The organism is Phytoactinopolyspora halotolerans, assembly GCF_010550675.1.
Taxonomy (GTDB): Bacteria; Actinomycetota; Actinomycetes; order Jiangellales; family Jiangellaceae; genus Phytoactinopolyspora; species Phytoactinopolyspora halotolerans.
The window spans coordinates 24,098-46,448 of the sequence record NZ_JAAGOA010000007.1; the positions used below are offsets into that span (position 1 = coordinate 24,098).

24 protein-coding genes are annotated in these 22,351 nt (G+C 67.9%); 13 read left to right on the forward strand and 11 right to left on the reverse strand.

From position 1 onward, the window contains the following. Positions 1 to 4 precede the first annotated feature (4 nt). Positions 5 to 1,021, reverse strand: a complete 1,017-nt coding sequence (locus G1H10_RS11565; protein WP_163737275.1) for an alcohol dehydrogenase catalytic domain-containing protein — start codon at positions 1,019 to 1,021, stop codon at positions 5 to 7. Between the two features lie 183 nt (positions 1,022 to 1,204). Further along, positions 1,205 to 1,666 carry a MarR family winged helix-turn-helix transcriptional regulator gene (locus G1H10_RS11570; protein ID WP_216853167.1) on the reverse strand — a complete coding sequence of 154 codons (462 nt, stop codon included), beginning with the start codon at positions 1,664 to 1,666 and terminating at the stop codon, positions 1,205 to 1,207. A gap of 84 nt (positions 1,667 to 1,750) precedes the next feature. Here G1H10_RS11570 and G1H10_RS11575 point away from each other — a divergent pair, with 84 nt between their 5' ends. The 3 genes from G1H10_RS11575 to G1H10_RS11585 all read left to right on the forward strand — a co-directional run bounded on the left by G1H10_RS11575 (position 1,751) and on the right by G1H10_RS11585 (position 4,220). Beyond that, positions 1,751 to 2,398, forward strand: a complete 648-nt coding sequence (locus G1H10_RS11575) for an FMN-dependent NADH-azoreductase (RefSeq protein ID WP_163737278.1) — start codon at positions 1,751 to 1,753, stop codon at positions 2,396 to 2,398. Positions 2,399 to 2,541: 143 nt separating this feature from the next. Beyond that, positions 2,542 to 3,603: an LLM class flavin-dependent oxidoreductase gene (locus tag G1H10_RS11580; RefSeq protein WP_163737281.1), complete on the forward strand. Its 1,062-nt coding sequence runs from the start codon at positions 2,542 to 2,544 to the stop codon at positions 3,601 to 3,603. After that, positions 3,600 to 4,220 carry an NAD(P)H-dependent oxidoreductase gene (locus G1H10_RS11585; RefSeq protein WP_163737284.1) on the forward strand — a complete coding sequence of 207 codons (621 nt, stop codon included), beginning with the start codon at positions 3,600 to 3,602 and terminating at the stop codon, positions 4,218 to 4,220. The genes G1H10_RS11580 and G1H10_RS11585 overlap by 4 nt, the downstream gene beginning before the upstream one ends. Positions 4,221 to 4,225: 5 nt before the next feature. On the opposite strand, the gene tal is transcribed toward G1H10_RS11585, so the two are convergent. From tal to G1H10_RS11600, 3 genes are read right to left on the reverse strand one after another with little or no spacing between them, the layout of a single operon-like run. Then, positions 4,226 to 5,338, reverse strand: a complete 1,113-nt coding sequence (gene tal, locus G1H10_RS11590) for a transaldolase (RefSeq protein ID WP_163737286.1) — start codon at positions 5,336 to 5,338, stop codon at positions 4,226 to 4,228. Next, a complete protein-coding gene (locus tag G1H10_RS11595) occupies positions 5,335 to 6,348 on the reverse strand; it encodes an SDR family NAD(P)-dependent oxidoreductase (RefSeq protein WP_163737289.1) in 1,014 nt (337 codons plus the stop codon). The genes tal and G1H10_RS11595 overlap by 4 nt, the downstream gene beginning before the upstream one ends. Then, positions 6,345 to 7,385: an aldo/keto reductase gene (locus tag G1H10_RS11600; RefSeq protein WP_163737292.1), complete on the reverse strand. Its 1,041-nt coding sequence runs from the start codon at positions 7,383 to 7,385 to the stop codon at positions 6,345 to 6,347. The genes G1H10_RS11595 and G1H10_RS11600 overlap by 4 nt, the downstream gene beginning before the upstream one ends. A gap of 281 nt (positions 7,386 to 7,666) precedes the next feature. Between G1H10_RS11600 and G1H10_RS11605 the strand changes: the two genes are divergently transcribed. After that, complete coding sequence (locus G1H10_RS11605) at positions 7,667 to 8,233, forward strand: TetR/AcrR family transcriptional regulator (protein ID WP_163737877.1); 567 nt, start codon at positions 7,667 to 7,669, stop codon at positions 8,231 to 8,233. Between the two features lie 13 nt (positions 8,234 to 8,246). On the opposite strand, the gene G1H10_RS11610 is transcribed toward G1H10_RS11605, so the two are convergent. After that, the gene (locus G1H10_RS11610) at positions 8,247 to 8,933 is read right to left on the reverse strand and encodes a FadR/GntR family transcriptional regulator (RefSeq protein ID WP_163737295.1); all 687 of its coding nucleotides are present in this window, start codon (positions 8,931 to 8,933) and stop codon (positions 8,247 to 8,249) included. Positions 8,934 to 9,115: 182 nt separating this feature from the next. Between G1H10_RS11610 and G1H10_RS11615 the strand changes: the two genes are divergently transcribed. From G1H10_RS11615 to G1H10_RS11635, 5 genes are all read left to right on the forward strand, one after another. Further along, positions 9,116 to 10,339, forward strand: coding sequence for an aminotransferase class V-fold PLP-dependent enzyme (locus tag G1H10_RS11615; protein ID WP_163737298.1), 1,224 nt, complete (start codon positions 9,116 to 9,118; stop codon positions 10,337 to 10,339). Positions 10,340 to 10,407: 68 nt separating this feature from the next. Then, positions 10,408 to 11,736 carry an ABC transporter substrate-binding protein gene (locus G1H10_RS11620; RefSeq protein WP_163737301.1) on the forward strand — a complete coding sequence of 443 codons (1,329 nt, stop codon included), beginning with the start codon at positions 10,408 to 10,410 and terminating at the stop codon, positions 11,734 to 11,736. Positions 11,737 to 11,749: 13 nt separating this feature from the next. Next, positions 11,750 to 12,691, forward strand: coding sequence for a carbohydrate ABC transporter permease (locus G1H10_RS11625; protein WP_376778603.1), 942 nt, complete (start codon positions 11,750 to 11,752; stop codon positions 12,689 to 12,691). After that, a complete protein-coding gene (locus G1H10_RS11630; protein ID WP_216853170.1) occupies positions 12,688 to 13,587 on the forward strand; it encodes a carbohydrate ABC transporter permease in 900 nt (299 codons plus the stop codon). The genes G1H10_RS11625 and G1H10_RS11630 overlap by 4 nt, the downstream gene beginning before the upstream one ends. Before the next feature lie 54 nt (positions 13,588 to 13,641). Then, on the forward strand, positions 13,642 to 14,091 hold the full coding sequence (locus G1H10_RS11635; RefSeq protein WP_163737303.1) for a nuclear transport factor 2 family protein: 450 nt from the start codon (positions 13,642 to 13,644) through the stop codon (positions 14,089 to 14,091). Positions 14,092 to 14,429: 338 nt separating this feature from the next. Here G1H10_RS11635 and G1H10_RS11645 read toward each other — a convergent pair whose 3' ends face one another. Both G1H10_RS11645 and G1H10_RS11650 read right to left on the reverse strand, forming a co-directional pair. Then, the gene (locus tag G1H10_RS11645) at positions 14,430 to 14,636 is read right to left on the reverse strand and encodes a tautomerase family protein (protein ID WP_163737306.1); all 207 of its coding nucleotides are present in this window, start codon (positions 14,634 to 14,636) and stop codon (positions 14,430 to 14,432) included. Positions 14,637 to 14,665: 29 nt separating this feature from the next. Further along, positions 14,666 to 15,424: an SDR family oxidoreductase gene (locus G1H10_RS11650; RefSeq protein ID WP_163737309.1), complete on the reverse strand. Its 759-nt coding sequence runs from the start codon at positions 15,422 to 15,424 to the stop codon at positions 14,666 to 14,668. Positions 15,425 to 15,525: 101 nt separating this feature from the next. Here G1H10_RS11650 and G1H10_RS11655 point away from each other — a divergent pair, with 101 nt between their 5' ends. Together G1H10_RS11655 and G1H10_RS11660 are read left to right on the forward strand one after the other, a co-directional pair. Beyond that, positions 15,526 to 16,371 (forward strand): helix-turn-helix transcriptional regulator, encoded by an 846-nt coding sequence (locus tag G1H10_RS11655; protein ID WP_163737312.1) that lies wholly within the window; start codon positions 15,526 to 15,528, stop codon positions 16,369 to 16,371. Positions 16,372 to 16,689: 318 nt separating this feature from the next. Beyond that, positions 16,690 to 17,409, forward strand: a complete 720-nt coding sequence (locus tag G1H10_RS11660) for a VOC family protein (RefSeq protein WP_163737315.1) — start codon at positions 16,690 to 16,692, stop codon at positions 17,407 to 17,409. 49 nt (positions 17,410 to 17,458) lie between these two features. Here the strand turns inward: G1H10_RS11660 and G1H10_RS11665 are convergent, their stop codons facing one another. The 3 genes from G1H10_RS11665 to G1H10_RS11675 form a co-directional block, all read right to left on the reverse strand. After that, complete coding sequence (locus G1H10_RS11665; protein ID WP_163737318.1) at positions 17,459 to 18,463, reverse strand: MerR family transcriptional regulator; 1,005 nt, start codon at positions 18,461 to 18,463, stop codon at positions 17,459 to 17,461. Beyond that, positions 18,450 to 19,133, reverse strand: coding sequence for a HEAT repeat domain-containing protein (locus G1H10_RS11670; protein WP_174264280.1), 684 nt, complete (start codon positions 19,131 to 19,133; stop codon positions 18,450 to 18,452). Before G1H10_RS11670 ends, G1H10_RS11665 begins: the two co-directional genes overlap by 14 nt. A gap of 193 nt (positions 19,134 to 19,326) precedes the next feature. Further along, positions 19,327 to 20,052, reverse strand: coding sequence for an SDR family oxidoreductase (locus G1H10_RS11675; protein ID WP_163737325.1), 726 nt, complete (start codon positions 20,050 to 20,052; stop codon positions 19,327 to 19,329). An 82-nt stretch (positions 20,053 to 20,134) separates the two neighbouring features. Between G1H10_RS11675 and G1H10_RS11680 the strand changes: the two genes are divergently transcribed. Then, positions 20,135 to 21,013, forward strand: coding sequence for a LysR family transcriptional regulator (locus G1H10_RS11680; RefSeq protein ID WP_163737328.1), 879 nt, complete (start codon positions 20,135 to 20,137; stop codon positions 21,011 to 21,013). A 243-nt stretch (positions 21,014 to 21,256) separates the two neighbouring features. Continuing rightward, a complete protein-coding gene (locus tag G1H10_RS11685; RefSeq protein WP_163737332.1) occupies positions 21,257 to 22,261 on the forward strand; it encodes a beta propeller repeat protein in 1,005 nt (334 codons plus the stop codon). Positions 22,262 to 22,351: the final 90 nt, after the last annotated feature.

The window sequence follows — 22,351 nt, forward strand, 5'->3', positions numbered from 1 at the left end:
CGTCTCAGTTGCCGGTGGTCAGCACGACACGGAAGCGGGCGTCGCCCGACAGCATCCGCTCGTAGCCGGCACTGATCTGGTCGAGCGAGTAGGTCTCGGTCATCGGACGGACACCGGCCAGAGTGGCGAACCGCAGAGTGTCCTCGACGTCCTTGGCAGTGCCGGACGGGTGGCCATGCAGGCCCTTGGATGTCGAGAGGATCTGGAACGGGCTGACCTCGATCGGCTCCGGTGTGGCGCCGACGACGAGCAGCTCGCCGTTATGGCGCAGCCCGTCGATGGCAGCCGTCATGGCGGCGGAACTCATCGCCGTGGCAAGCACGACCTGGGCGCCGCCGAGGGCCTGCAACCTGGCGGCCACGTCCCCGCCGTTGGAGTTGATGTAGTGGTGTGCACCCAACCCGGTGGCCAGCTCCGCCTTCTCTTCGCCGCGGGCGATGGCGACGGTCTCGAATCCCATCTTGTTGGCGAACTGCACGCCCAGGTGCCCCAGTCCGCCGATACCGAGCACGGCGACCAGGTCGCCGGGACGAGCACCGCTACGGCGCAACGAGTTGAACGTGGCCACACCCGCACACCCCATCGGGGCGGCCTCCACCGAGGTCAAGCTCTCCGGGATGCGGGCCAGCGCATTGGTCGGCACGATCGTCACATCCGCATAGCCGCCGGCGTACTGCCATCCAGGGGTCTTGACCTGGGCGCAGTGGATGAAGTCGCCCTCGCGACAGGCATCGCACCCGCCGCAGTTGCCGCCGAACCAGCCGACCGCGACCCGGTCGCCGATGTTCCAGCCCTCGACACCTTCCCCGAGAGCGTCGATACGCCCGGCGATCTCGTGGCCGAACACCGCCGGCCACTCGACGGGGAAGCCCCCGTTGATGAAGTAGTAGTCGGTGTGGCAGACCCCGACCGCTTCCACGGTGAGGCGGACATGGCCGTGGCCAGGCTTGTCGATCTCGCCGGTGACGATGCGGAACGGACCACCGGTCTCGCCCACCTGAGCGAAACGGACACTGGACATCGGTACTCCTTCGTGAGGTTCTCCCGCGCCACCGATCGGTGACGGTACGTGTCCAGTCTTGGCGCCGGAACGGCCTTCTAGGAGCTCATCAACGGCCCTGTCCGACCTGGGATACGCCCGCCTAGGACGCCCAGACCCACCCACCCCCGATGATCATGAACAGTAGCCGTGCTATGTGAACGGCTACTGTTCATGATCATGGGGCTGGGTGGGGTCGAGACGATCCCAGATGTCGGCGAGCCGGCGGAGATCGTCGTCGTCAAGCCGGTCGAAGAACAGTTCGCGGAGGTCTCGATAGTGCCGCCGCCACGCCCGACGCAGCAGTGCCCGCCCTTCCTTCGTCAAGACCGCATCAAGACTGCGGCCGTCGACGGTCGACGGGCGCCGCTCGATGAGTCCGCGGCGTTCCAGGCGGTCGGCGAGACGCGTGAATCCGCCGGTGGACATCAGCCGCCGCTCGGCGAGTTCCGACATCCGCATACCTTTCGGCCCGGCCTCACCGAGAAGAGCCAGCACGCCGTACTCGGCCATGCTGACATTCAGCGGAGCGATCCCCTCCTCCAGGGAACGCCAGATCCGGTCGTGAGTGAGCAGGAATCCCCGCCACGCCGCATCTTCGAGGGGTCGCAGTCGTTCGGTCGCCATGGCAGCACTGTATCCCGGGGGAATAGGTGCCGCCCGAGACTGGTTATAGCTGCCTGCGCAGGCAACTATAAGGAGAGTTGAACCATGCCACAGCTATTGCACATCGACGCGAGCATCCAGGGCGACAACTCGGTCAGCCGGCAGCTCACCGCCCGCGCCGCCGGCACCTGGCGCGCCGCTCATCCCGACGGCGCCGTCGTCTACCGTGACCTCGGGGCCGAGCCGGTCCCCCACCTCGACAGCATCGGCGGCCTCGCTCGCCTCCTGCCGCAAGACCAGCACACGCACGCCCAGGCAGAGTCCTGGACCCTGACCGAGGAGTTGGTCGGCGAGGTCGCCGCCGCCGACACGATCGTGCTCGGCCTCCCGCTGTACAACTACGGCCCGCCGAGCTCCGTGAAGGCTTGGGTCGATCACCTCATCGCGCCCGGCCTGTCCCACGACCCCGAAAGCGGACAGGGCCTGCTGGGCGGTCGCGAGTTCATCGTCGTTGTCTCCCGCGGCGGCGGCTACAGCGAGGACGCCCCGAAGGCGGGCTGGGACCACGCCACCGCGTGGCTTCCGCATGGGCTCGCCATGACCGGCCTGGAACCGCGGTTCATCGGCGTCGACCTCACGCTCGCACCAGTGGTCCCGCAGATGTCGGGCCTCGTACCACTCGCCGAAGAGCGCCGTCGACAGGCCGAGAAGGCCATCGATGACCTCTGGCCGCGCGTGCTGCCAACCGCATAACCTCAAGTCCCCCGCACGCCCGCGCCCCGCCGACCGGGACATGATCCGAGCGCCGGAATATCCGGAAATAACTGCCTGCGCAGACAAGTTAGTCAAGTAGGACAGGCGCTTTCATCGGCGCCGACGACCGAAAGGGAACCACAATGGCGTTCGAGATCGGAATCATGACCTTCGGAGAAGTGACCCAGGACCCCGTCACCGGGAGACTGCCATCACCGCGGCAACGTGTGCGGGAGACGATCGAGCAGGCCAAGGTCGCCGACGAGGCCGGCCTCGATGTGTTCGGCGTCGGCGAGCACCACCGCACGGATTTCATCGGATCCGCACCGACGATCCTGCTGGCGGCAGCTGCCGAGGCGACCGAACATATCCGGCTGACGAGCTCGGTCACCGTGCTCAGCTCGGAGGATCCCGTGCGCGTGTGGGAGCAGTTCGCGACGATCGATCTGCTCTCACACGGCCGGGCCGAGATCATCGCGGGCCGGGGCTCCTACACCGAGTCCTTCCCATTGTTCGGGTACGACCTGCGGGACTACTCCGACCTGTTCCGCGAGAAGCTCGACCTACTGCTGAAGATCCGCGAACGCAACCCGCTCACCTGGTCCGGGCGCTTCCGCGCCCCGCTGGTCGACGCCGACATCGCGCCGCGCGCCGACGGCGAGACGATTCCCATCTGGGTGGGAGTCGGCGGTTCCACGGCGTCCGCGATCAGCACCGGGCGGCTCGGCCTGCCGATGGCGATGGCCCTCCTGCTCGGGCCGTTGACCTTCCACGAGCAGACCATCGAGCTCTATCGCGCATCCGCCGAGCAGGCAGGGCACGACGCGCGTGCGCTGCCGGTCAGCATCAACACGCACGGATACGTCGGCCGCACCAGCCGGCAGGCGCGGGACGCGATGTATCCGTACTTCGCGAAGGGTATGGCGGAGAACAACCACCAGCGGGGCCGGGGGATCGAGCTTCCGAGGGCGGTCTTCGACGCACAGGCGTCACCTGGAGCCGGACTCCTGGTGGGCAGCCCGCAGGAGATCATCGACAAGCTGCTCGCCTACCACGAGTTGTACGGCATCAACCGTGCGATCATCCAGATGGGCTTCGGCGGGATGCCGCAGAAGGAACACCTGGAAGCGATCGAGCGGCTCGGAACCGAGGTGGCGCCCGTCGTGCGCCAGGAGATCACCGCACGGCAGGAGGTCGCAGCATGACCGTCACCAACCCGCCCGTCGTCGATGCAGGCCCGGGCATCCCCACGGCCGGCGCGGTTCTGCGAGTGGTCGTCGTCAACGGCAGCCCGAGCCGGCGGTCCAAGACCCTGGGACTCGCCGACGCCGTCCTCGACACGCTGGGAAAGATGCTTCCCATCGACGTGTCCCGGGTCGACGTGTACCGCTTGGGTCCGGGGTTCACCGCGGCCACCGAGCGCGACGATGTCACGCCCGACGTCGAGGCCATGCTCCGGCTGGCCGAGGACGCCGACCTCCTGATCGCGGCGGCACCGGTGTATCGAGGCTCCTACCCCGGGATGTTCAAGCACTTCTTCGATCTGGTCGACCAATACGCGCTCGCCAACACGCTCGTCCTGCTGGCGGCCACCGGCGGCGGCGAACACCATGCGCTCGTCCTCGAACACGCGATGCGACCACTCTTCGCCTTCTTCCAGGCGTTGACGGTGCCCGTCGCGATCTTCGCGTCCTCCGGGGACTTCGACGGCGTCACACTGCTGAACCCCCGCGTCCACGGCCGCATCGAGATGGCGCTCGCCGACGTCCTGGACCTGCTCAAGTCCCGCGCGACCGGGACGCGAGCAACCGCCGACAGCTGAGATCGCTAGGCGGCTTTCAGGGGCGCGAGCACGCCGTACACCGTCTGTTGCAGCTCGTACCAGGAGGCGATGGACCGCTGCACGCACTTGCGTTCGAGTACCCGCGCCACGTCGTCGACGTCGACGCCGATCGCCGCGAGTCGCTCGAACACGGCTCGCGCCTCCGCATACCCGCCTGTGACGACGTCACCGGTGATCTCAGCACGGTCGAGCGTGGCCCCGAGTGTCTTCTCCGGCAGCGTGCAGACCGTGTCCGGCGCGACGAGGCCCGCGATGTACGTCGTGTCGGGCCAGGCGGCATCTCCGACGCTGGTGGACGCCCACAGCAGACGTTGCACGTTGGCGCCGGCCGCGAGCAGCGCGGCGGCTCGCTCCTCGGCGAAGCGCTGCTTGTACAACTCGTAGGCGAGCCGCGCGTTCGCCAGCCCGGCGCGCGAGGCCAGGGCGTCGGCCTCATCGGTGCCGATGGCGGCGAGGCGCCTGTCCACCTCGGAGTCGACATCCGAGACGAAGAACGACGCGACCGAGTGAATGCCGGAGAGGTCGATACCCGCCTCGCCGGCCTTCTCCAACCCAGCGAGGTACGCATCGATCACCTCGCCGTAACGTTCGCGGCCGAAGATCAGCGTGACGTCGACGCTGATGCCGGCCCCGATCACCTCGGTGATGGCGGGCAAGCCCGCCGTCGTCGCCGGGATCTTGATGAGCACGTTCGGGCTGTCCACACGCGACCACAGTTCCTTGGCCTGGGCGACGATGCCCTCGGTGTCATGCGCGAGCTCGGGCGAGACGTCGATCGACACGCGGCCGTCGACACCCGCCGTCGCGTCATAGATGGGAAGGAACAGGTCGCAGGCGCTTCGCACATCGACCGTCGCGATCGAGAAGATCGCCTCGTCGATCGGCACCCGCCGCCTCGCGAGCCGGTCGACCTGGGCCTCGTACTCCTGGCCCGTCGACAGCGCGTTCGCGAAGGTCGTGGGGTCGGTCGTGGCGCCTGTGACGTGACGGGTGGCGATCAGTCGGGCGAGCTTGCCGGAGAGGATGTCCGGACGCGACACGTGGTCGAGCCAGACGCTCACACCCTCGGCGGCAAGCCGTTCGGTGGGGGTGTTCATGCGTACTCCTTGAATGATCCATAGGCGTCATGCTTGAGCAGCTGCTCGCTCAGGTCCCACAGCCGGCGAGCGGACTGCGGATCGATCGAGTGCGACACGACGTCGCCCGAGACCTCCTCCGCGGTCACGGGCGGTTGGTCGTCGTTCAGCTGCGAAACGTCGCTGTTGTTCAGGTAGACACCGCCGATCTCGGCGAGCAGAGGGCTGGTCGCCCCGAACACGATCGTGGCGGCCCCCTGCTCCTGGGTCTTCTTCCCGCGCTCGGGGTCGATGATCGGCCGACCGGCCTCGTCGATCAGCCCCATGGCGCGCTGCGCGTCCGCGCCGACCGAACTGTTGAAGGACGTGCTGGCGATCACGCCGGGGTGCGCGGCGTAGGCACGGATACCGTCCGCTGTCCACCGCCGGTCCAGCTCGACGGTGAACAGCACGTTGGCGGTCTTGGACTGGGCATAGGCGAGGACCGGCTCGTAGCCGCCGGAATCGAAGTGTGGGTCGTCCCACAGGATGTCGGACATCCGCTGGGCGCCGGACGTCGTATTGACCACCCGGGCGCCACGGGCGGCGCGCAGCGCCGGGTACAGGCCCAGGGTCAGCTGGAAGTGACCGAGATGGTTGGTCGCGAACTGCGCTTCGTAGCCGCGCGCGTCCCGCACGATCTGGGCGGGAGCAGGGAGGGCGGCGTTGTTGATCAGGATGTGGAGCGGTCGGCCGGAGTCGACATAGCGCGCGACGAAGGCGTCAATCGAGGTCGGGTCGATCAGGTCGAGTTGGCTGACATCGACGTGCTCGATCCCGGCCACCGCGGCGGCGGCGCGATCGGGGTCTCGGGAACCGACGGTGACCGAGGCGCCGGCCGTGGCCAGCGCCCGGGTGGCCACCAGACCGAGCCCGGAGTGCCCGCCGGTGACGACGACGTTCTTGCCGGTCAGGTCGATTCCTGCGAGAACGTCGTCGACCGTCGACGCGGCGGTGAATCCGGTTCCGATGGGGTGCTGTCGGTGTGTCATGCGGCAGAGCGCTCGCCGACGGGTCGGCGGCGGAGGCCGGGGCGCTCGATGGCCGGAGGGAGGTAGGCAGCCCCGTCACGCGCGCCGACATCGGTGCCGGGCGGAACGATCTCGTCGATCCGGTCGAGAATGTCGTCGCTGAGTGCGACGTCGATGCCGGCGAGCAGGTCGTCGAGGTGCTCCATCGTGCGTGGCCCGATGATCGCGGAGGTGACACCGGGGTGGGCGATGGCGAACGCCATCGCCATGTGGGTCAGCTTCAGCCCGGCGGCCTCGGCGACGGGAATGAGCTGTTCGACGACGTCGAGCCGGTACTCATCGCTGAACTGACCGGCCAGCACGGGTAGCGCGGTGCGGCGGAGGTCGGTCTGCTGCCCCTTGCGGACTCGTCCGGTGAGCATCCCCTTGGCAAGCGGGCTCCACACCATGGTGCCCATCCCATAGCGCTGCGCGACCGGCAGCACCTCGCTCTCGATGCCGCGGTTGAGGATCGAGTAGCTCGGCTGCTCGGTGCGGAAGCGTTCCAAGCCGCGCCGCTCGGCCACCCACTGGGCCTCGACGATCTCGGAGGCAGGCATCGCGGACGAACCGATGGCGCGGACCTTGCCGCTGCGCACCAGGTCCGACAGCGCCGAGAGGGTCTCCTCGACGTCGGTCTCGGGGTCCGGCCGATGGATCTGGTAAAGGTCGATGTGGTCGGTCTGCAGGCGACGCAGCGAGTCTTCGACGGCTCGGACCAGCCAGCGCCTGGACGCTCCCTGCTGGTTCGCGTCATCGCCCATCGGAAGCCGCGCCTTGGTGGCGAGCACGACGTGGTCGCGGCGACCCTTGAGGGCTTTGCCCACCACCTCCTCGGACTCCCCACGGGAGTAGGCGTCGGCGGTGTCGACGAGGTTGATTCCCGCGTCGAGGGCCTTGTGAATGATCTTGATCGAGTCGTCATGGTCGGAATTGCCGATGGCCGCGCCGAACATCATGGCGCCGAGCGCATAGGGGCTGACCTTGATGCCGGTTCTGCCGAGGGCGCGGTACTGCATGCTTCTCTCCTGGAGTCTGTGGTGCGGGCGTGGTGGGGCGGCATTCATTGCCGTATCCTCGAGGCTGAAAGCGGAACGCCCTTCCAGTACTATACGGAATAGCGTTCCGGTTATGCAAGTGAAGGAGAGACGTGACCGAGCACGAGAACACGGCGCCGACCGAAACCGGCTCGACCGAACCGGCCGGTCCGAGCAGTGCGGATCGTCCGGATGGTCCGGATCGTGCGGGTGGTCCGGATCGTGCGGGTGGTCCGGGTGAACGGCAACGCGCGCCGCGCCGGCTGCGCGCGGACGCGCAACGCAACGTCGATTCCTTGCTTCAGGCGGCGAAGACCGCCTTCGCCACGTCAGGCGTGGACGCACCCGCCAAGGAGATAGCGGACCTGGCCGGGGTGGGCGTCGGCACGCTGTACCGGCACTTCCCGCAACGCTCGGATTTGATCAAGGCCGTCTTTCAGCGCGAGGTGGATGCCTGCGCCGACGCGGCTCCGACGCTCGCCGCCGCGCACCCGCCCGGTGTGGCGGTCGAGCAGTGGCTGCGCCGGTACACCGAATTCCTCGCGACCAAACGTGGGCTCGCTACCGCCCTGCACTCGGGCGATCCGGCGTTCGACGCCTTGCCCGGCTATTTCATGCAACGCCTCGGACCCGCGCTCGGGTCGCTGCTCGACGCCGCGACAGCGAGCGCCGAGATCCGGGCCGACATCAGCGCCAAGGACCTCCTGTACGCCGTCGCGCTGCTCTGCCAGCCCGTGTCTGACGAGGGAGTCACGTACAACGAGCGCATGGTCGCGCTGCTCATCGACGGGTTGCGCTACGGCGCCGGCACTAGCCGGCCGGCCTCCTGACCGCGGGTCGCGATCATCCCGCCGCCGGCGGCCGATGCTTGCGTAACCACACCTCGGTCTGCGCGACGTGTGCCGCGGCCGCGGCAGCGGCGGCGACCGGATCTCGGCTCTCCAGCGCGCGTAGGATGGCGCGGTGCCCGGCGTCGGAGAGCTTCTTGATCTCGTCGGCATCCGCGGTGCTGAAGATCCGGTAGGCGCGCGAGCGCGAACGGAGCACCGAGAGCATGGCCACGAACGCATCGTTTCCGCCTAGCTCGACGATGCGCATGTGGAACGCGTGGTCGAGGCGGGATTGTTCGTCGCCGTCGGTCGTGTCTTCGAGCTCGTCGAGCACAGCCGCCAGCTCCACGATGGTCTCGTCATCGGCGCGCGCGGCGGCGAGCGACGCGGTGTGCGCCTCGAGGGCGCGACGCAGCTCGTAGAGCTCCAGGATGGCCTCGAGCGGCAGCAGCCCCACCGTCAGCGACAGGCTCTCGATCACGTCGGCGGCCCTGAGCTCGCCGACGTAGCTACCCGAGCCATGCCGCGTATCGAGGACCCCGAGCGCCGCGAGCATCCGGATGGCCTCTCGGAGCGACCCCCGGGACACGCCCAGCTGCTCGCACAACTCGCCTTCGCTCGGCAGCTTGTCCCCCGGGCCCAGCGTTCCGTCGGCGATGATCGATCGCAGGCCGTGCAGAGCCGTCTCGACCGCGCTCATGTGCACCCCTCCTCGTGGCCGGGTAGTCCAGCGCCGCGGCGCGTGATATGTTTCGCTGTCATTAAAGTTGTTGGACAACCTCTCCGAATCACCGCACGAGAGAGGCGCTTGTCCCGATCATTATGGCATGGTTGTCCGACAACTACGCGGCGACGCTCCGCGTCCGGTCCACAAGGAGAGCAATGGAACACCTCGGCACCGCCCCGTCGGCCGTACGGCTGGCCACGTGGGGGCGTGCCCGTGAGGCATGGCCGCTCGATCCCGATATCGTCCACCTGAACCACGGGTCCTTCGGCGCGGTGCCCACCGAGATCGTGGACTACCAACAGCGGTTGCGCCGGCAGGCCGACAGGAGCCCGATCGGGTGGTTTCCCCGCATCGGCGAGCACGTCGCGCGGGCCCGCGAAGAGATCGCTCCGTTCATCGGCGCAGCGGCCGAGGATCTCGCCTTCGTCCCCAATGCGTCGGCGGCGGCCACCGTCGTCTACAACAGCCTCCGTCTCGCGCCCGACGACGAGGTCCTGGTGACCGATCACGGATACGGCGCGGTCACCATGGGTGCGCGACGACTCACACGCCGGTTCGGTGCTCGGCTGCGCCCGGTCAGCATCCCGCTCCTCGCCGACGAGGACGAGACGGTCGAGATCGTCAGCGACGCAATCGGGGCGCGCACCCGGCTCGTCGTCGTCGACCAGATCACCTCACCCACGGCGCGCAGATTCCCGACCAGGCGCATCACCGAGGTCGCCCACGCCAAGGGCGCACGCGTCCTCGTCGACGGTGCGCACGCGCCGGGTCTCATCGAGGATCCGGCGACGGAAGCCGGCGGCGACTGGTGGATCGGGAACCTGCACAAGTGGGCGTGCGCGCCACGCGGCACCGCGATCCTCGCCACGACCGCCCCCGACCGGCAGGATCTATGGCCGCTCATCGACTCGTGGGCCGCCGACGATCCGTTCCCCGCTCGATTCGACGTCCAAGGCACCATCGACGCGACGAGTTACATCGCGGCGCCACGCGCTGTCGAGTTCATCGAGCGCGAGCACGGGTGGAGCCGCACTCGCGAGACGATGGCCGAACTCGCCGATCACGGCGCCGACCTGATCGCCGCGGCCATGCAGCCGCACGTCACATCGGACGCGCGCATCGTTCTGCCCATGCCGGTGCCGTCGATGCGCCTGATCCGCCTGCCCGACAGCCTCGGGCGAACCCGGGAGGACGCGGACGAACTGCGGAACCGAATGCTCGACCGTGCCGGCGTCGAGACGGCGTTCACCAGCTTCGACGGCATCGGGTACCTCCGGCTCTCCGTCCACCTGTACACCGAGCCGTCGGACTTCGACGCCTTCGTCGAGCGAGGCATCCCGCTCATCGCCGACCTCGCCGCCCGGCGGGAGCTGTCTTGACCACCCCCATCCGCACCCTGACATCGATCCGGAAAGCAGTGACATCCATCCAGAAAGCGAGGCGCACTGTGAAGAGCACCAGACTGACGATCGCCGCCGGGGCGGGCGCAGCCGCCCTCCTCGTGCTGGCCGCCTGCTCCGGCGACTCCGGCACGGGCGGATCAAGCTCGACCGGAGCGGAAGGTGGCGATGTGACCTTGCAGATGGTCGAGAGCCTCACCAACCCCGCGCGCACCGAGCTCATCCGGCGCCTGCTCGACGACTTCGAGTCCGAGAACCCCGGCGTCACGGTCGAGCTCGTGTCACCGCCCACCGAGCAGGCTGACCGGACCATCCAACAGATGCTGCAATCCGGCTCCGGGGTCGACGTGCTCGAGGTGCGCGACATCACGGTCGGGCCGTTCTCGAACAACGGCTGGTTGTACGACCTCAGCGACGACCTCGCCGACTGGGACGGGCTGGACGCGCTCACCGAGAATGCGCGCGCCGTCGCCGAGGGCGACGGAGGCAGCTATTTCCTCCCGTACGGTTTCTACGGCCTGTCGCTGTTCTACCGCACCGACCTGGTCGAGCAGGCGGGGTTCGACGGACCGCCGGAGAGCTGGCAGGACCTGCTCGAACAGGCGACGGCGATCCAAGATCCGGCGAACAACACATACGGCTACGCGTTCCGTGGCGGCCAGAACGCCAACAGCAACGTCGTCGTGGCGATCGAGGCGTACGTCATCGACGAGCTCGACACCGAGAACGCATTCCTGATGGAGGACGGCAGCACCATCTTCGCCGCCGACGAGGCGCAGGAGGCCGTCGACGACTACTTCGCGCTGTTCGAGCAGGCGTCTCCCCCGTCGGCGGTGTCGTGGGGATACCCGGAGATGGTCGAGGGGTTCACCAACGGTTCGACGGCGTTCCTGCTGCAAGACCCGGAGGTGATCGCGACGGTGCAAGAGTCGACCACGCTCACCGACGAACAGTGGGATACCGCGCCTCTGCTGGTCGGACCGACAGGTAAGGCCGCTCAGCCGCTCGCCGTGGCCGGGTGGGGAGTGACCGAGGCGAGCGAGCACAAGGCCGAGGCGGTCGCGCTCGTCGAGTTCCTCGCCTCCGAGGGGCCGGCGACCGAGTTCGCGCAGGCCAACAGCTTGGTTCCGATCATCGCGTCGGCGGCCGACGACGAGTTCTATGCCGAGGGGCCGTGGACCAGCTACGTCACGATGACGGAGAACCCCGACACGTACGTCAACGTCTCCCAGCCGCGCGGCGTGAGCTGGTGGACCGAATGGATCCAGAAGTCGGATCAGGAGATCCAGAACGTGCTGCTCGGCAACATGACCACGGCCGAGTTGCTCGAGTCGTGGGACACGTTCTGGACCGAGAAGTACGCGGCCGAGGGGTAGCCACGTGACCACTGTGACCGCTGACCGGAGGCGCCCCGCCGCACGTGCCGGCGGGGCCTTCCCCGGCGGACGCCAGAGCGCCTTCGGCCGCCGGCACGCGCTGACGATCCTGGCGTTCCTCGCCCCGGCGATCGTGTTCGTGTGCTGGTTCACCTACTACCCGATGCTGCAGGGCGCCCGGATGGCGTTCCTCGACTGGAACCTCTGGGATCTGACCAGCACGCCGTTCGTCGGTTTCGGTAACTTCACGACGGTCATCAACGATCCCGTCTTCCCGACGGTGGTCGCCAACTCCGTGCTGTGGGTGGTCGGGTCGCTGGTGCCGCAGTTCTTGATCGGCTTCGCGATCGCCCTCGGGCTGCGCAAGAGGTTCCGCTTCCGTGGCGTCTACCAGGCGCTTGTCTTCTTCCCGTGGGCGGTGTCCGGCTTCCTGATCGGTTTGCTCTTCCGTTGGATGTTCAACGCCGAGTTCGGCGTGATCAACGACCTGCTCATGAAGGTCGGCGTCATCGACGCGCCCGTGCCGTGGCTGGCCGACCCGAGCCTGGCGATGCTCTCCGTGATCGTCGCGAACATCTGGTACGGCGTCACCTTCTTCGCGATCATGATCCTGGCGGCGCTGCAATCCGTCCCGGACGAGATCCTGGAGGCCGCGAGCCTCGACGGCGCCGGCAAGGCGAGACAGCTGTTCTCGATCATCATTCCCTACATCTCCATCACGCTGTACCTCACGGTGCTGCTGCGGGTGATCTGGATCTTCAACTTCCCGGACATCATCTACGCCATGACCGGCGGCGGGCCGGCCAATCAGACGCACATCATCACGACCTGGATGATCAACTACACACAGCAGGGGAACTACGGGCTGGCGAGCGCCATCGGCCTGTTCGTCGTCGCATTCCTGTTCGTCTTCTGCGCCTTCTATCTCGTCGCGATGCGGAGGTCGAGCCGATGACCGCGATGCTCTCCGAGAAGCCGCCGGCGGGGACCACTGCCGCGTCGGCCGAGCGCGGGCCCTCGACGCGGAGGATCACGATCGGCGGCGTGGCCCGGGTGGTCGGCCTCGGCCTGTGGCTCGTGTTCACCCTCTTCCCGCTGTATTGGATCGCCGTCACGTCGTTCAAGGCGCCGGGATCGATCAACCGCTTCCCGCTCGAGTACTGGCCGGGCGAGCCGTCGCTGGAGAACTACCGCGGGCTGTTCTCGCACAGCAACTTCGGGGTGTTCCTCGGCAACTCCGCACTCGTCGCGCTCGTGGCCGGTGCGACCGCGACGCTCATCGCCTTGTTCAGCGCCTACGTGCTCGCGCGGTTCGAGTTCCGCAGCAAGGGCGCGGTGATGATCGCGTTCCTTCTCACCCAGATGATTCCGGCGTTCATCGCGCTAGGACCGCTGTACACGATGATGTCCGACCTCGGGATGGTCGACAACAAGTTCGGTCTCATCCTCGTCTACATCGCCATCTCCATCCCGTTCTCGACGGTCATGCTGCGCGGCTTCTTCGAGAACGTCCCGGACGCGCTCGAAGAAGCCGCGATGATCGACGGCTGCTCCCGGTTGGGAGCGCTGTTCCGTGTGCTGGCGCCGGTGATGGCCCCGGGCATCGTCGCGGCGTTCATCTTCAACTTCGTCAACTCGTGGAACGAGTTGTTCCTCTCGGTCGTCCTCATGCACTCGGAGGAGAACCGCACCATCCCCGCGGCGCTGAACGCGTTCATCTCGACGTTCAACATCGACTGGGGATCGATGTCCGCGGCCGCGGTGCTCACGATCCTGCCGACGATGGTGCTGTTCGCCATGGCGAGCAGATGGATCGTGCAAGGACTGACCGCAGGGGCCGTGAAGGAGTAGCACGCAGATTCTGACGTCGGAATATGCACACCACAACGCCGAGTTGACGCGGACATGAGTGATGCGCGTGATCGTGCGGAGTTGGTCCGCGAATATTTCCGCAAAGTTGATGCAGGTGATCCATCCCTGATCGATATGTACACCGACGACGTGGAGTTGTACTTCCCGAAGTTCGGTCTCGGACGTGGCAAAGACGACATGGTCGAGTTCGCCCGCCGGCTTACGCGGGATCTCGGCAGTCTGGAGCACGATATCGACGGCTTGGACATCATGGTCGCCGGTGACCGGATCGTCGTGGAAGGGCGCGAATGGGGCACCACCGCAGATGGACGGCCGTGGCCTGACGGCGAGGTGTCCACGGGGCGGTTCTGCAACGTCTTTACCTTCCGTGGCGACCTCATCAGTGCCGTGCACATCTACACGGACCCTGACTTCACCAGTAGCCACGAGGCGAAGGTGCGACAGCTGTACCGCGGCCGGCAACGAGCCGGGAGCGGCTCCTGATCAGGCAGAAGTGCCGGGCAACGACTCCGGGGGGAGGGTTCCTGCGGCCCGATGTTCGGCGCACTGTTCGCGAGTCCCTGGCCGCGCTCGGCCGCAAAGCCTACGCGCCTACACGCTCGGTCTCGACGAGTCGCACCTGCGCATGCCTCGCGGAGCCATGAATCGATCTGATTCTGTCCTCCGGAGACGCCACGAGTCGACCGCATGGTCATCACGACAGGCGACCGCGCCTACCGCCGCCTGGACGGCGTCGCCGTGCTCCCACTGGCCCTATGGGGCCCCTGAGTGTGCCGCTCTAGCGACGGATCGAACAGCAACGGCTCTACAGACGATGGGCGTCAGCTGCGACCGAGGTTCTGTTCGTTGAGGATGGTCCCGCCCAGGCTCCAGCCGCCGTCGGCGACCTCCTCCAGGATCACGAGCGTGGTCGGCCGCGCACGCTCTCCGTACACGTCGGCGAATGCATCGGTGACGGCGTCCTGGAGCTTCTTCTTCGACTCCGGGGTGAGGGTTCCTGCGGGCACTTTGAGGTTGGCGAACGGCATGATGCTTCCTTGTCGTCGGTCGAAGGTACTCAGCTTCCGTGCGGGTCGGCGGCGTTGAGCACCGCGACGACTTGGTCGTAGTCGCCACGCGCCTCGCCGTGGCGGAGGAACTTCACCCGCTCGACGAGCACCTCGTGGGCCTCGGGGTCGGAGTCGAGCAGAGCCATGACCTCGTCGGCGTACTCATCAAGCGGCATGGCGAAGTCCGAGGTCTCCTGGCCGGGCAGAAGTGCCGTACGCACCGCCGGCGGCACCAGCTCCACCACCTGCACGCCGGTCTCCGCGAGCTGCAGGCGCAGCGTCTCGCTGAGCATGTGGATCGCGGCCTTGGTCGCGTTGTACGTTGGGGTGACGCGTAACGGAGCGTGCGCCAAGCCGGACGATACCGTGACGATCGCCGCCCCGGGCCGCGTCTGCAGGTGCTCGGTGAGCGCTGCGATCAGGCGGATCGGGCCGAGCAGGTTGGTGGTGACGATCTCTTCGGCGTCGGCCAGGAAGCCGGGCGTGCGCCAGTCCTCGACGCGCATGATCCCGGCCATGGCGACGAGTACGTTCAGGTCGGGATACCGCGCGACCACGTCGGTGGTGGCCCGGGTGATCGAGGCCGCGTCGGCGGTGTCGATGTGCACCGTGCCGAAGCCGTGTTCGGCGGCCAGCTTCTCCAGGAGCTCGGTGCGTCGCCCACCGACGATGACGGTGTTGCCTTTCTCCTGCAGGCGCTGAGCGAGGGCCAGTCCGATGCCGGATGTGGCGCCGGGGATGAAGATGGTGTTTCCGGTGATGTTCATGGTTCTACTCTGCGCGGCCCGCACCGGATGCGGGAGAGACCTGGCGATCGGGGGATCGGCAGTACCTGGCTGGCCGGTAATCCCTACCGCAGTATGGAGACATGAACCGTGCCGCGCTCGCCGATTTCCTCCGTCGTCGCCGTGAAGGACTGCGCCCGGCCGACGTCGGCCTGACGCCCGGTCCGCGCCGCCGCACACCGGGGCTGCGACGCGAGGAGGTGGCGGGGCTGACCGGGATGTCCGTCGATTACTACGTGCGGCTGGAGCAGCAGCGCGGTCCGCAACCCTCGGAGCAGATGCTCGGCGCGCTCGCCCGTACGCTGCGGTTGACGGCCGATGAGCGCGACTACCTTTACCGGCTCGCGGGGCACAACGTACCGCGGCGCACGGCGGATGACGCGCACGTGGCGCCCGCGCTGCTGCGCGTGCTGGACCGGCTGGAGGACAGCCCGGCATTGATCCTGTCGCCGCTCAGCGAGGTGCTCGTCGCGAACCGGCTGGCGACCGCGATCTTCGGTGATCGGACGCAGCTGACCGGCTGGGCGCGCAGCGACATCTACCGCTGGTTCACCGATCCCGCCTCCCGAGCGGTGTATCCGCCTGAAGACCACGACCGGCAGGGCCGCAGCATGGTCGCCGCCCTGCGCGCGGCGTACGGCGCGTACGGGGAACGCTCTCGCGCAGCCGAACTGGTCCGGATGTTACTGGCGGAGTCCGGCCAGTTCCGCGAGGTATGGGATCGCCACGAGGTCGCACACCGATTCGAGGACCACAAGACCTTGGTGCACCCCGAGGTCGGCCGGATCGAGGTGGACTGCCAGGCGCTGTTCACCGAGGATCAGTCACAAGCCCTCCTGGTCCTCACACCCGCCCCTGGCAGCGAGGCGGAGGAGAAGATCCGCCTGCTCGCGGTCCTGGGCCACCAGGACTTCTCCGCCAGGATCTGAGCTGCCGCCGTCGTCCACGACCGCGGTCGTGGACGACCGCCCGGGGTTGGGCCGGCCATAAGGCGCTCGCGGTCACGCCCGGGAGCCACCGTGAACGATCCGTTCTCATCGTGGTCGTCAGCGCCTCTGTCAACCCGAACCGATCACGAGTCGAGAAGCGCGACCCCGCGGCCGTCACTCAGGCCGTGCTCGACCTGTGCGAACACACGAACGGCCGCGCCAGCTGAGGATAGGCTCGTGTTCTGGACGTCGCAGGCGTGATCCGCCGCATCCGGATGCCTACACGGTGCTGTCTGTGGCGGTGCTTAGGGTGGATGCGTGTACCTGGAGAACCTCGTCTTCGACGCACTCGACCCATCCCGACTCGGCCGGTTCTGGGAGGCGGCACTCGACGCCGAGACGCTGACCGACGAGCCGGACGGCTTCGAGACCCGACTCCGCCACCAGGGCGGACCGGATCTCGACCTCTGCTTTCAGCGCGTGCCCGAGCCGCCGTCCGAACCCCTCCGGCTCCACCTCGACGTGCGCGGCGGCGACCACCAGCAGGACACCGTCGACCGGCTGCTCGGCCTCGGTGCCCGCCACCTCGACATCGGCCAGCGCAACGTCCCGTGGGTGGTGCTCGGCGACGTGGAGACCAACCCCTTCTGTGTGATGGAGGAGCGGGAGGTATACGTCGACACCGGCCCGATCGCCGCGCTGCCGCTCGACTCCCGCGACCCCGCTCGCGACGGCGAACTCTGGGAATGGCTTACCGGCTGGACGCCCGCACCAGGGGTCGCTCCCGTCAGCCTGCGCCACCCCTCGCGACGTGGGCCGCTGCTTGAGCTCTGTCCCGAACCGGAGCCCAAGGGTCCCGGAAAGAACCGGCTGCACCTCGACGTCCGGCTCGAGAGCGGCGAGGACCCCGATCAGGTTGCCCGCGGGATCGCCGAGCGCGGCGGACGCGAACTCGGCCACGGGTGGGGCACGCTGCCGTGGCGGGTGTACGCCGACGGCTCGGGCAACGAGTTCTGCGTACTGCCGGCCCGCGGCTGACCGATCTGACCGGGCCCCCGGATTCACAGTCCTGATCTGACGCGCAGGGCTACGACTCCTCGAGTGCCTCCGCGAAGGCCGAGGCTATCTGCGCGACCGCCCGGTCATCGTCGTCGGCCAGCCTCCGCAGGATGCCCTGCGCCATCGTCCCCGGCATCTCCACGAACGCCTGGGCGAGACGGATCCGCACCGCGGAGTCCGCGGCCGCCGCAGAAAGCGCGTCGACCAGCGCGGTCATGATCCGGTCCGCACATCCGGGGTCGTGTGCCAGCTGCCCCAGGATCTCGGCCGCTTCGACGTCGTTCTTACCCTCGACCACCATGCCGACGAGCGCCGGCACGGCCGCGATCTCACCACGCGCGCCGAGGGCCAGTGCGGCGTGCCTGCGCACCGTCAGGTCCGGGTCGTCGAGCACCTCCGCAAGCACCGTGGTCGCGTCGTCGCCGGGTATCTCCGCAATGGCCTGGACCGCCCGCCGCCGGACGTCCACGTCCGCCGAGTGCGCGCCGGAAGCCAAATACGCCATGCCGTCACCGTCTGCCCGTGCGAGAGCCCACCGCAAAGCACCTGCGACGTTCGGGTCGGATTCGGCGAGGACCGCCCGGGCCAGCAGCTCGGCGGGAAGCGGCACATCCTCGGCCGGCGCCAGGACGGCCTGCTGTCGCCGCGCGGCGCTGAGTGAGTCGAGCCCGTGGATGAGCTCGACGATGCGCAGAACGTCTTCCCAGCCGGAAGGGGCCGAAGCATCCACCATCCGCAGTCGCTGCAGCAGTTCCTGTTCCTGCCGCAGCCGGTCCTCGGTCCTCTGGATGAGGTCACCGACCATGGCGGACGGTGTGAAGTCCGGCTCCTGTAGTGCTTGTCCGATCTCCCGCAACGACAAGCCAAGAGACCGTAGACCTTCGACGTGGAAGAGTCGGCGTATGTCGTCGGCGGAGTACTCGCGGTAGCCGCCCCTGGTGCGGCCGGTCGGCCGCACCAGCCCGAGGGAGTCGTAGTGTCGGAGCATCCGGGCGCTTACTCCCGAGCGGCGTGCCACCTCACCGATCAGCACGTTGGCTCCCAGGCTTCGTCACGGTCGGCGTGACGAGCTGTTGCGCTTCGTCGACGGCGGAGTCGAATCCGGCGTCTGGGTCACGGAGCATCAGCTCTGTGGCACGAGCGTGTACGCGCACCGCCGGGTCGTCACTCGTCATTGCCGTGTTCAGGGCCGGCACGATCACCTCGCCAAGCGCCACGAGCGCACGGGTGAGACTCAACTGCACATCCCGGTCACCGCGACCAAGCTGCGACGCCAATTCCGCGGCCAGCCCCGTCTCCTCCCCCGCGGGAACCAGAGCGACGGCCGCGCGCCATGCGGCTCGCGCGACCTCGTGGTCGGCGTCGTGCAGCAACGATCGCGTGATCGCCGGCCACGCACGTCCGTCGCCGATCTTGGACAAGGTATGCAACGCCTGGCTGCGAGCCTGAGCGACGTGGGACCGAAGCTCCACGAGGAGTCTCGGTACCGTGATCTCCGCCGGGTAGCGGGTCAACGCCCAGGTAAGCATGTCGCGCACGAAGAAGTCCGGCTCGACGGAGCACCGTGCCAGCAGTGCGTCGACGAAGCCAGGTCTGACGTGCGTTCCGATCGCCAGCGCGACCGCTAGCCGCGTCGACGCGTCGTCGGCGCCCAACCCGAGGAGCAGCCTGGTGTCCGGTGAGTTCGTGTGTGTCGCGTTCATCTGGACCACCTCCCCCACCAAGTGAAGAGGTTATCAGCGTGTCAAGGTCAAGCAGTTCCTGGCGCTCGGGCACTTAATGGTTAGCGCAATAACCATGAGCTGCCAGAATGGTCTCTGTAACAACCATTGACTGCTCGACACAAGATGCGCCCTCAGCCACTGGGAGTGGCCGAGCCTGCCGCAGAACACCGGGTCACCAGGGGACGACGCCCTCGTCGTCGAAGAAGCCTCCGCGCGGTCCGTCATCCGGGAGGGTGGCGAGGTGGATCGCGATCGCCGCGCCCTGCTCGGGTGTCCGCGGTGCATTGAAGCCGGTGAAGTCGGTCGCGACGTAGCCGGGGCAGGCGGCGTTCACGATGATGTTCGTGTCGGCGAGTCGGCGGGCGTACTGTGCCGTGACGCTGTTGAGCATTGACTTCGACGGTGCGTACGCGGCCATGATCGGGCCGGTCTGCAACGTAAGCGAACCCATATTGCTCGACATGTTGACGATGCGCGGCGATTCTGCGCGGCCGAGCAGCGGAAGCATCGCGTTCGTCACCCGGACGACCCCGAACACGTTCGTCTCGAGGACGGTACGGACGACGTCGAGGTCCAGCGTCGTCGGGTCCTGCGCGCCACCGTCGCTCCGGCCGGAGATGCCCGCGTTATTGACGAGCACGTCGAGCTGTCCTGCCGTCTCTTCGATGGCCGCCGCTGCCGCGGCGACGCTGTCGTCGGAGGTGACGTCGAGCGCGACCCCGAATGCGTCGATGTCCGCGGCACGCAGACGTTCGACGGCCTCCTTGCGCCTGACCTCGTCACGCGCGCCCACGGCGACCGTGAAGCCGATCGCCCCGAGGCCCTGTGCGATGGCGAAGCCGATTCCCTTGTTCGCGCCGGTGACCAGCGCGGTCTTCGTGTTGTTCACACGACCCATGCTCGGCGAGCGCGCGCTCGGTGTCCAAGACCGATCCAGTACGCCGTGATACTCGCCAGGTATCAGTCGCTACGCTTGTTCCGTGGACGATCTCGAGACGCGGGAGCTCCGGTACTTCGTCGCCGTCGCCGAGGACCTGCATTTCGGGCGCGCCGCCGATCGGCTCGGTATCGCACAGCCGCCGCTTTCCCGCGCCATCAGCCGGCTGGAGCGGCGGCTCGGCGTCCAGCTCCTCGACCGGGATCGTCGCGGAGTGGAGCTCACCGACGCCGGCAGGGTCATGCTCCGCGAGGCACGGGCCGCCCTCGATGCGGTCGCCGCCGCTGCGCGTCGGACGCGGCGCGCCGGGAATCCGCAACCGTCGCTCGTGCTCGCGACGAAAGCCGGCGCGTCCCACGAACTTCTGCAACGGCTCCTCGACGCGCACGCGAACGAAGCCGGTGCGGCGCCGATCGACGTCCTCCTGTGCGAGGTCGGCGAGCAGGCGGGACTTCTGCGCAACGGGCGCGCCGACGTGGCGATCATGCATCGGCCGTTCGACGACCTCGCCGGGTTCGACACCGAGGACCTCTACGTCGAGGGCCAGATCGCGCTGCTTCCCGCGGGGCATCCGCTCGCGGCACGTGATCAGCTCACCATGGCGGACGTCCGCGACGTGCCGGACCTACCGATCGCGAGGTGGCCCCGGCTCGACGGGTCCTACCCGGACGGGCCCGGGCCGGAGGTGCACACCCAGTCACAGCTCGCTCAGCTCGTAGCGCTGGGTAAGACGCTGCTTGTCATCCCCGCGTCCAGCCGTGCCTGGCAGTGGCCCGACCACGTCGCCGTACCCGTCGTCGACGCGCCGGACGTCACCACGGTGATCGCGTGGTCGCCGAGCAGCCACTCACCGGCGATCGCCTCGCTCGTCCGCACCGCGGCCGGCCTCCGCAGCACCGCATTGCCTGCGCCCGCAGGCTGACGAACGCATGCCGCGGCGTCGATCCGCTGAGCGCATGCAACGTGACAGCCTCCGTCGGCGTCAACAACGTCAGGAAGCTCCGTCGCGTGGCGTGGCTGTGAATCAACAGGAGTGTGGATGTCGAACCAAGGGGCAAGGCGAGTTGAAAGCCGAGATCCGTCCGCTGGACGCCTACGGTGGGCGATCGGTGCCTCGGCTCTGGCGCTCGTCGCGACCGCGATGTCGGCGATACCAGCGTCGAGCGTGGTGGCACCGAGCGCCGATCCGTACAGCTGGACAGAGACGCCGATCGGTCAGCCAGGTCTCATGATCGAAGATATCGACGCCGTCGACGGTGTGGCCTGGGCCGTGGGAACCGAGCACCACGAGCGGCTGGTGGCACTGCGCCACGATGGTGACAGCTGGACCGACGCGACGCCGGACATCTCGGGAGCCAACCTCGTCGAGGTGGCCGTCGCCGCTGACGACGACGTCTGGGCAGTCGGCTGGGACGGTTCGGCCGACACCGGCATGACCACTCCTCTAGTGGCGCATTGGGACGGCACGACGTGGGCGGAGATCCCGAGCCCGGCCGAAATCGGCGCGTTCGATGACGTCGTCGTCGACGCGGAAGGCACTGTCTGGGTGACCGGTTGGGCCAGGGTCGGCTCCGCCGAATCCGCCGTCGTATACCGGTACGCCGACGGCGAGTGGGCCGAGTACTCCGACGGCCTCGAGGGCGCGATCAACGGCAACAGCCTGACGGTACTGGCCGCCGACGACGCGTGGCTGGCCCTCAACCCCGGCCTGGCGCATTTCGACGGCACATCCTGGACCATGGTCGAGGAGTTCCCGGCTGACGGACTGCAGATCTTGACCGGCATCGCGGCCGCCGACGCCACCGACGTCTGGGCCACGGGCGTCCAGTACACCGGGAGCGGCGCCATCCAGCCGGTCGCCTGGCATTACGACGGCTTGACGTGGAGCCAGGTGCGCACGCCGCGGATCTCGGCGCAGGCCTACGACGTGACTATCGTCGATGGGCAACCCGTCATCGTCGGCGAGAAGCTCGACCGTGATTGGGCCTCGACCCCACTGGTGCTCACGGCCAAGAGCAGCGGCAGGCATACCCGCCTGGTCGAGGTGCCGGGCCCGACGACGAACGCGGTCGTGTTGACAAGCGCCGACACCGACGACGGACGGCTCTGGGTGGCCGGCGGCGACATCGACGTGTTCACCGGCTTCGCCGCCTACGCCGACCTTCCATGACGTGAGTCGACGACCATGATCATGAACACTTACCGTGCCATGTGAACGGTTTGTGTTCATGATCATGGGACACCGAGCCATAGCCGTCAG

Bases quoted from the DNA above. Each gene is read 5' to 3' on its own strand.
- G1H10_RS11565 (WP_163737275.1), bottom strand. From the start codon at position 1,021: ATGTCCAGTGTCCGTTTCGCTCAGGTGGGCGAGACCGGTGGTCCGTTC.
- G1H10_RS11570 (WP_216853167.1), bottom strand. From the start codon at position 1,666: ATGGCGACCGAACGACTGCGACCCCTCGAAGATGCGGCGTGGCGGGGA.
- G1H10_RS11575 (WP_163737278.1), top strand. From the start codon at position 1,751: ATGCCACAGCTATTGCACATCGACGCGAGCATCCAGGGCGACAACTCG.
- G1H10_RS11580 (WP_163737281.1), top strand. From the start codon at position 2,542: ATGGCGTTCGAGATCGGAATCATGACCTTCGGAGAAGTGACCCAGGAC.
- G1H10_RS11585 (WP_163737284.1), top strand. From the start codon at position 3,600: ATGACCGTCACCAACCCGCCCGTCGTCGATGCAGGCCCGGGCATCCCC.
- tal (WP_163737286.1), bottom strand. From the start codon at position 5,338: ATGAACACCCCCACCGAACGGCTTGCCGCCGAGGGTGTGAGCGTCTGG.
- G1H10_RS11595 (WP_163737289.1), bottom strand. From the start codon at position 6,348: ATGACACACCGACAGCACCCCATCGGAACCGGATTCACCGCCGCGTCG.
- G1H10_RS11600 (WP_163737292.1), bottom strand. From the start codon at position 7,385: ATGCAGTACCGCGCCCTCGGCAGAACCGGCATCAAGGTCAGCCCCTAT.
- G1H10_RS11610 (WP_163737295.1), bottom strand. From the start codon at position 8,933: ATGAGCGCGGTCGAGACGGCTCTGCACGGCCTGCGATCGATCATCGCC.
- G1H10_RS11615 (WP_163737298.1), top strand. From the start codon at position 9,116: ATGGAACACCTCGGCACCGCCCCGTCGGCCGTACGGCTGGCCACGTGG.
- G1H10_RS11630 (WP_216853170.1), top strand. From the start codon at position 12,688: ATGACCGCGATGCTCTCCGAGAAGCCGCCGGCGGGGACCACTGCCGCG.
- G1H10_RS11635 (WP_163737303.1), top strand. From the start codon at position 13,642: ATGAGTGATGCGCGTGATCGTGCGGAGTTGGTCCGCGAATATTTCCGC.
- G1H10_RS11645 (WP_163737306.1), bottom strand. From the start codon at position 14,636: ATGCCGTTCGCCAACCTCAAAGTGCCCGCAGGAACCCTCACCCCGGAG.
- G1H10_RS11650 (WP_163737309.1), bottom strand. From the start codon at position 15,424: ATGAACATCACCGGAAACACCATCTTCATCCCCGGCGCCACATCCGGC.
- G1H10_RS11655 (WP_163737312.1), top strand. From the start codon at position 15,526: ATGAACCGTGCCGCGCTCGCCGATTTCCTCCGTCGTCGCCGTGAAGGA.
- G1H10_RS11670 (WP_174264280.1), bottom strand. From the start codon at position 19,133: ATGAACGCGACACACACGAACTCACCGGACACCAGGCTGCTCCTCGGG.
- G1H10_RS11675 (WP_163737325.1), bottom strand. From the start codon at position 20,052: ATGGGTCGTGTGAACAACACGAAGACCGCGCTGGTCACCGGCGCGAAC.